General features: G+C 65.9%; 5 protein-coding genes and 1 pseudogene. 2 read left to right on the plus strand and 4 right to left on the minus strand.

Translation table 11 applies throughout. The features are described from left to right. Positions 1 to 170 precede the first annotated feature (170 nt). Positions 171 to 1,358 (minus strand): DUF418 domain-containing protein, encoded by a 1,188-nt coding sequence (locus tag BDW27_RS15320; protein ID WP_110049822.1) that lies wholly within the window; start codon positions 1,356 to 1,358, stop codon positions 171 to 173. A gap of 122 nt (positions 1,359 to 1,480) precedes the next feature. Between BDW27_RS15320 and BDW27_RS15325 the strand changes: the two genes are divergently transcribed. Then, on the plus strand, positions 1,481 to 2,740 hold the full coding sequence (locus tag BDW27_RS15325) for a histidine kinase (protein WP_110049776.1): 1,260 nt from the start codon (positions 1,481 to 1,483) through the stop codon (positions 2,738 to 2,740). After that, positions 2,737 to 3,390 (plus strand): response regulator transcription factor, encoded by a 654-nt coding sequence (locus BDW27_RS15330; RefSeq protein WP_110049778.1) that lies wholly within the window; start codon positions 2,737 to 2,739, stop codon positions 3,388 to 3,390. Before BDW27_RS15325 ends, BDW27_RS15330 begins: the two co-directional genes overlap by 4 nt. Before the next feature lie 131 nt (positions 3,391 to 3,521). Here the strand turns inward: BDW27_RS15330 and BDW27_RS27500 are convergent, their stop codons facing one another. The 3 genes and pseudogenes from BDW27_RS27500 to BDW27_RS15345 all read right to left on the minus strand — a co-directional run. Further along, positions 3,522 to 3,935 carry a hypothetical protein gene (locus tag BDW27_RS27500; protein ID WP_199560662.1) on the minus strand — a complete coding sequence of 138 codons (414 nt, stop codon included), beginning with the start codon at positions 3,933 to 3,935 and terminating at the stop codon, positions 3,522 to 3,524. Positions 3,936 to 3,967: 32 nt separating this feature from the next. Then, complete coding sequence (locus BDW27_RS15340; RefSeq protein WP_110049780.1) at positions 3,968 to 4,375, minus strand: toxin-antitoxin system YwqK family antitoxin; 408 nt, start codon at positions 4,373 to 4,375, stop codon at positions 3,968 to 3,970. Positions 4,376 to 4,384: 9 nt separating this feature from the next. Then, positions 4,385 to 6,574 (minus strand): annotated as a pseudogene (locus BDW27_RS15345) (YwqJ-related putative deaminase); the annotation flags it as partial.

The raw sequence follows: 6,574 nt of genomic DNA on the forward strand, positions 1-6,574 counted from the left end.
CCGCTCCCCTTCTGAGCGCGTACACCCGTGCCATCCGAGAGCGGCCGGTGCTCTGGTCCGAGCGCTCGCTCGGGTGGTTCCTCGGGTGCGGGTGGGGGTCGTATCGCACGTCCTCGGTGGAGGGCCCGGAGACGCCGTCCGCGCGCCCGCTGACGGGGGTCCGCCGGATGTCAGCCGCGTGGGTCCGCGTTCCTCTCCTCGACCTGGGTCGGGTCGGGAGCGCGATCCCGCTCGGGAACCAGGGCCAGGACCCGGGCCTGGAACATCTCCATGGGACCCCGTGGAAATCGGGACAGCCACAGACGCGAACCCGCCAGCAGCACCAGGCTGATCACGGCCCAGGCCGCCGCCATCAGGCCCGCGTGGTCCGCGAGCTGGCCCAGGCCGAGCCCCCATGAGTAGAAGATCAGCGAGGCCAGCAGGTTCTGGAGGATGTAGTTGCTGAGCGCCGTCCTCCCCACTGCGGTCAGGGAGGCCGTCACCTGCCCGGGGCGCCGCACCCGGTCCATCAGCACTCCCACGAGACCCACGTACCCCAGCATCAGCACCAGGGAGAAGGCGTTGCGAGCGGCCAGGCCCAGGGCCTCGGGGTGGACGACGGCCAGTGCGTTGAGCGGCAGGCCCAGCCCCAGGCCCCAGACCGCCATCCGCTTCCGTGCCACCCGGCCGACCTGGTCGTCCCCGAACGTTCCGGCACGGTACAGGCGCACCCCGAGCAGGAAGAGGAACACCATCAGGGGGAAGGAGACGATCACCTCCACCCGCGTGCCCAGGAAGTGCGTCGCCCGGTCCAGGACCTGGTCGGAGTAGCTTCCCTCCCGGTACAGCCGGTCCCACTCGATCTGCTCCCGAGTCAGGTGGGGCTGGTGCTCGATGGAGTAGACCAGGCTCATGATCGCCGTCACCGCGCCCACGTAGGTGAGGTGGATGCCCAGGGCGGTCCACATCACCACGGTGCGCGTTCGCTCGGACAGGCCCAGAAGGTAGACCACCAGCAGAGCCGTGAGCGCGTAGCCCATGAGCACGTCCCAGGCGAACAGGAGGACCACGTGCAGGGTTCCCTCCACCAGCAGGAGAACGGCCCGCCAGGGCTGCTTTCCCGGCCAGGAACGGCCGCGCTCCCTCGCGGACCGGTACTGGATGGCCAGGCCCACGCCGAACAGCAGGGTGAGCATCGTGAAGAACTTGCCACTGAGGAACATGGTCCGCAGCCCCTCGGCGACGGGACCGTAGTCGACCGCTGCGGGGTGCCCGAAGAGCCAGATGTTCATGCCGAGTGTGCCGAGGATGGCGATCCCGCGCAGTACGTCCAGGAGCGGTATGCGCTCGGTTCCGGGGGGTCGGGTGGTGGTGTCCATGAGCGCATGGTCGCGGGGAGCCGTCAGTCGGGGCATCTGCCGAAGGGCATAGTCCCGGCGCCCTTCTCCCGTACGCCTTTGGGTGGACGCGGGGCCCACACGCCGTGCCGCACCATGGACGGATGAGTGCGGCGTGGGAGGGCGAAGCGGTCGGGGGCCAGCGGCGGTGGCGGGGGCTTCCCGTCCCGGCGCGCGACGCCGTGGTGGCGGTGCTGGTGGCGGTGCTGGCGCTCCAGATACCTCCGGTCCATCCGGAGGCCGACACGGGGTGGATCCCCCACACGGTCGTGCTGCTCGCCTGCGCCCCGCTGGTGCTACGACGACGGTTCCCGGTGTCCGTCGCGGTGGTCACCGGGGCCCTCGTGTTCCTCGCCTTCGCGGCCGTGGGCCACGACGGTTCCCTGCTCGCCGCGATGGTCGCCGTGGCGACGGCGGCCCACCGGCGCCCGGGGGCGGCGCCACCGCTCGCCGTGGCGTCGGTGGCGTGGTGGTACGCCTACCAGGTGGTTCTCTTCCCCGGCGCCAACTCCCTGGTGGAGTGGTCGGGGGATCCGTCCGCACCGGCCGTGTCCGTGATCGGGGACGGCCTGGACTTCACCCTGTGGGCGCTGCCCGCCCTCATGCCCGTCCTCGCCGGGTACGTGTGGCGGCTGCGGACCGACCGTGCCGCGGGGATCCGGCGCGCGGTGCGCGACTCCTTCGAGCGCGAACGACTGCGTGAACGGGACAGGTTGGCCCGCGAGGTGCACGACGTCGCCGGGCACCATCTGAGCGCGATCCGGCTGCTGGCGGTCGGTGGTCGCCAGGCCCTGGAGGGCCGGGACCCGGAGGCCGAGGCCGTGCTCGGATCGGTCGCGGAGCTGTCCGGCCGCGCGGTGCGGGAGGTGCGCGAACTGTTGGACGCGTTGCGTGAGGACAGGCTGTCCGGGGCGGTGCCCGGTACCGGGTTCGCGGACCTTCCGTCCCTGACGGCTGCGTTGGAGGGCACGGGGGTGCTGGTGGAGCTGGTGATGCCGGTGGGGGTCGGGGACGGCCTGAGCGAAAGGGTGGGGGCGGACGTGTACCGGATCGTCCAGGAGTCCTTGGGCAACGTGCTGCGGCACGCTTCGGCGCGGCGGGTACGGGTGCGGCTGACGCGCTCGGCGGACGCGCTCACGGTCACGGTGGAGGACGACGGTCGGCGCGTGCCGGTGGGAGCGGAAGGTGACGGCGGGATCGGCCTGGCGGGGATGCGGCAGCGGGCCGAGGAGCTGGGCGGAGTCCTGGAAGCGGGGAGGATGCCGGGCCGCGGTTGGCGGGTGCGGGCCGTGCTTCCTGTGGGGGGCGCGTCGGGCGGTGCCGGAGCGGTGGAGGAGACCCAGGCCGGGGAGGGGACGGGATGATCCGGCTGTTGATCGCCGACGACCAGCCAGCCGCACGCGAGGGGCTGCGGCTGCTGTTCCGTCCGGTGGGGGACGTGGAGGTGGTGGGGGCGGCGGCGAACGGTCGGGAGCTGGTGTCCATGGCGCGACGCCTGGGCCCGGACGTGGTGCTCACCGACATCCGGATGCCCGGAACGGACGGTGTCTCGGCGGCCCGGGAGCTGTCCGGGCTCTCGCCCGCGCCGCCGACTGTCATGCTGACCACCTTCGACACCGACGAGTACCTGTTCGGGGCACTCCAGGCGGGGGCGGTGGGGTTCCTGCTCAAGGAGAGTGATCCGGAGCTGTACGTGGAAGCGGTGCGGGCGGCGGCCTCCGGCCAGGGGGTGATCGACCCGAAGGTAACGCCGCGGCTGGTGGACCGGTTCGCGAGGACCTCGCCGCGCACGCCGCCACGGTTGGTCGATGACCTGACCTCCCGTGAACGGGAGGTGTTGGTGCTGGTGGCCAGGGGGAACAGCAACGCCGGGATCGCCGGGGAGCTGGGGATCACCCTCGGCACGGCCAAGGTCCACGTGGCCCGGATCCTCACCAAACTGGGGGTGGAGAGCCGGGTGCAGGCGGCCGTCTACGCGTACCGCCACGGCCTGACCACCTGGGCGGACGACTAGGCACTGTTTCGTGGGGCGAGCATGACTCCACGACCGCTGATCCGGGCCCAAGAGATTCACTTATCGCGGTGATCCCCTCAGGTGGCAGTCACCCGATCATAGGCGCGCACCAGTCGCTGCTCTACGCAGTCTCAGAGCCAGGGTGCGGGACGTTGCTCGCCAGTCTCCGGATCAGCCATAAAAGTGACCGGCTCGAAGCGTTCCTGCTTGACGATGTTGAGGCTACCGTCCAGCTCGCGGTGGAGGATCAAGTTTCCGAGAGCATCGTAGATTTTTTCCCAGAGTAGTCGACCCTCCTCATCCCACCCTTGCCAAGACCCCACTCGCCCGTGCTTGTGCCTCCTAATTCCCTGGCAAACGAGTTTTCCTCCCGGCTCCCAAATGAGAACCTGGCCGTTCTCAAAGCCTTCCTCGTAGGTAGTCAGCTCAACTTGTCGGTCTTCCAGTTCCCTGACTACCTGCCCACTGTACGGCTCTCCGTCATGATAGCCGCATCCGGGATTCTCCTCTGAAAACTGAAGGTGTTCGGATTCGATTCTCTGCACTTCTATCCTTCGTGGTGAGTTTATTCGAGTAACTATCTCCAGCGGAGAGGGCCTCGGTCGCCCGTCCGAACCGATCGGGGAATTCGGTAGGGCTTTCGCTTTTCCTCTCCGGAGAAATTACCGTGTGCATCCCACTCTCGGATGAGTCGGATGTTTCCTGCTTCGTCGAAAACTATCTCGCGAATCAGGTTCCCGTCCCGGTCCCACTCGTGCCATGGGCCGACTGCGCCAATGAGCCTTCCCATGTAGCCCTGAGAGATCAGTTGACCGTCTTCGTTCCAGCTGAGCCTGGGGCCTTCTGCTATGCCCTCATGGTATGTGGTGAGCTCGACGGCCACCCCGTCTTCGTATTCGACTACCTCGCCGGTGAACAAATCTCCATCCAGTAGAGTGTAAGTGTCGTCAGGATATTCCACTTCTTCTTCTCTGACGCGGCGCAACAAAATCTCCTAAGTGTTGTTCCTCGGGTCGCCAGGCATAAACCAGAGCTTACCAGACTTGGGGCTGGTCGCCCCGTCGGTCATCCTGCTGCAGTTCGCGCAGCAGGGAGAGTTCTTTTTCCTCTCGATGTTTTCTTCTCGCGTTCTTTTTTCGTCGATACTCTCATTTTCGATGGTCGACTTGTCCGGCTTGGGGCCATCCTTCAGGAAGAATCTGTTTTCTAGCATAAAGTCGCTCATTTTCGCATCCTTTCTAGCTAGAAGTAGCTCGTTCAGCGCCTTGACTTCGGCATGTCGAAGTGGATCGTCCCAGTGTGGCATGTCCGTTGGATTTCCGTCGGAATCCTGGCCTCCCTCTCGAGTCATCTTTTCGAGCCTGTCCTGCAAATGCGGGTGGAGGTCGTTTTCAGGATCTAGTCGAACAGTTTTATCCTTTCCGTTCATGCCCTCGGCCAGCAAGCCAGTTCTTCGGTCCATTACAAGAGAGTAGACTCCTCCCTTTGCTCCTCCCAAGTCTGCCCTGCTGATCTGGACTGATACGGTCCCGTCGCCCGGGGCCTTGCTGCCATCCTTGAGATTGCTCCTTTCAATAAGAAGCTCGCTTCGCTTCTTCTTGTTCCTATCCTGCCTCTTGTCGTTGTCTGCGACCTCCCCGTCAGTGAACAGCTTGATCTCTTTTTCGCGCTCCAGTGTTCTTTGGTGAACGAAATCCTCCAGGGGTTTCCCGTTTACGGTCTCAATGAGTCCGTTTCTCCTTTCGATCTTATATCCATTGTCTTCGCTGATTCTTTCGAGGATGCCGCCTCGGGAAAGGTTGGTTGGGATCTGCCTTGGGTCCCCCGGGGGGATTGTTGTAGGTTCAGGAAGCCTACGAACACGTTCATCGTCAAGTGAATAGGATTCCTTTAGATCCTTGGACCATGCTCCTTCTTCGGGCTTGGTGGTGTAAGTGACTCGTTCTTGATCGTCATTGTGGCCGGTGGACTCGTTGCGATCTCCTTCGTTCCTATCGTGGTCTCGCTGATCACTGTTCCTGTCTGTGGCCGAGTCCCCGTCTCCGTCGCGTTGGAATCTGGAGTCATTGCTGTCCTCTGAGCCGCCCTTAGAGGGAGAAGGACCCTCTTCGGACTGGTTCTGGACGCTGTTCTTGTTGTCCTGGACATCGGCACTGCGGTCGCCTCTGGTGTTGTCGGCGATCTCGTTGCCTGAACGGCTACCGGAGCCGGGGGTGTCGATGTCGGTGGCGTTGGCTCGAACCGGGACAGGTGTGGGGGTCTTCTTCGACTCGGTGAGGACGTCGCCGTCGTTCCTGCTCGAAACCAGGGCCGGTTCGGGCTCGGACCCGGACCGGTTCGGTTTGATATCAACCGAGTCACCGGAGTCGCTCGTCCAGTTCGGGGGCTTCTCCGTGTCGTTCTTTCTCGAACCGTTCCCGGAGCCGCTCTCACGCGTGCTGGTGTTCTGAGAAACCCGGTCCGCTCGGTTCAGGTCCCCGCCAGTGGGCTCGGTGTGCTGCCGGGCGTTGACAGGCCGACCGCCGGAACCGGACTCACCGCTGGAGCCGGAACCGCTGCTGCTGGTGGTGTTCAACCGGTCCAACGACGCGGTGACCTGAGCGACCTGGGTCGGGGTCATGTTGCTGGTGTCGATGTTGACGACGGGGGCCCCGTTACCGCCGTAGGTGGGCACCTCGGGCAGGTTCGGCAGATCCACCCCGCCATCGCCGCCGCCGCGGTTGGAGCTGCCCATGCCGTCCAGGATCGCCGCGCCGCGCCAGGCCATCAACGGCACGCCCACTACCGCGCCCACACCCGTGGCGGTCAGCACGGCGCCGCCCACGGTCGCGCCGATGTTGAGCAGCGCGGTCCCGATCACGTACCCGGGCCGCTCGCCCCACTCCTCCCACGGCACCACCGAGTGCGCCAGGTCCTTCCACGCCTGGCCCGCCGAAGACAGACCCGCCCAGCCCAACGAGTCCGACTCCGCGTCATACATCCCCACCAAAGACGCGGCCGAGGTCAGGTTGCCCCAGTGGTATTCCTTGAGCGAGTCCCCCCACGACTGCGCGAACCACCCTTCCGAGGAATGGGCGCCCACGGCCGCCCCCACACCCTCGACCGCGCCCACACCGAAGTCCCAGACCGCCGAGCCCACGTCCCGAACCCACCCGTAGTCGGTGCCTGCGGCGGCCTCACCCCA

This window comes from Nocardiopsis sp. L17-MgMaSL7, from assembly GCF_003182025.1.
In the GTDB taxonomy this organism is placed as follows: domain Bacteria; phylum Actinomycetota; class Actinomycetes; order Streptosporangiales; family Streptosporangiaceae; genus Nocardiopsis; species Nocardiopsis prasina.

Bases quoted from the DNA above. Each gene is read 5' to 3' on its own strand.
- BDW27_RS15320 (WP_110049822.1), bottom strand. From the start codon at position 1,358: ATGGACACCACCACCCGACCCCCCGGAACCGAGCGCATACCGCTCCTG.
- BDW27_RS15325 (WP_110049776.1), top strand. From the start codon at position 1,481: ATGAGTGCGGCGTGGGAGGGCGAAGCGGTCGGGGGCCAGCGGCGGTGG.
- BDW27_RS15330 (WP_110049778.1), top strand. From the start codon at position 2,737: ATGATCCGGCTGTTGATCGCCGACGACCAGCCAGCCGCACGCGAGGGG.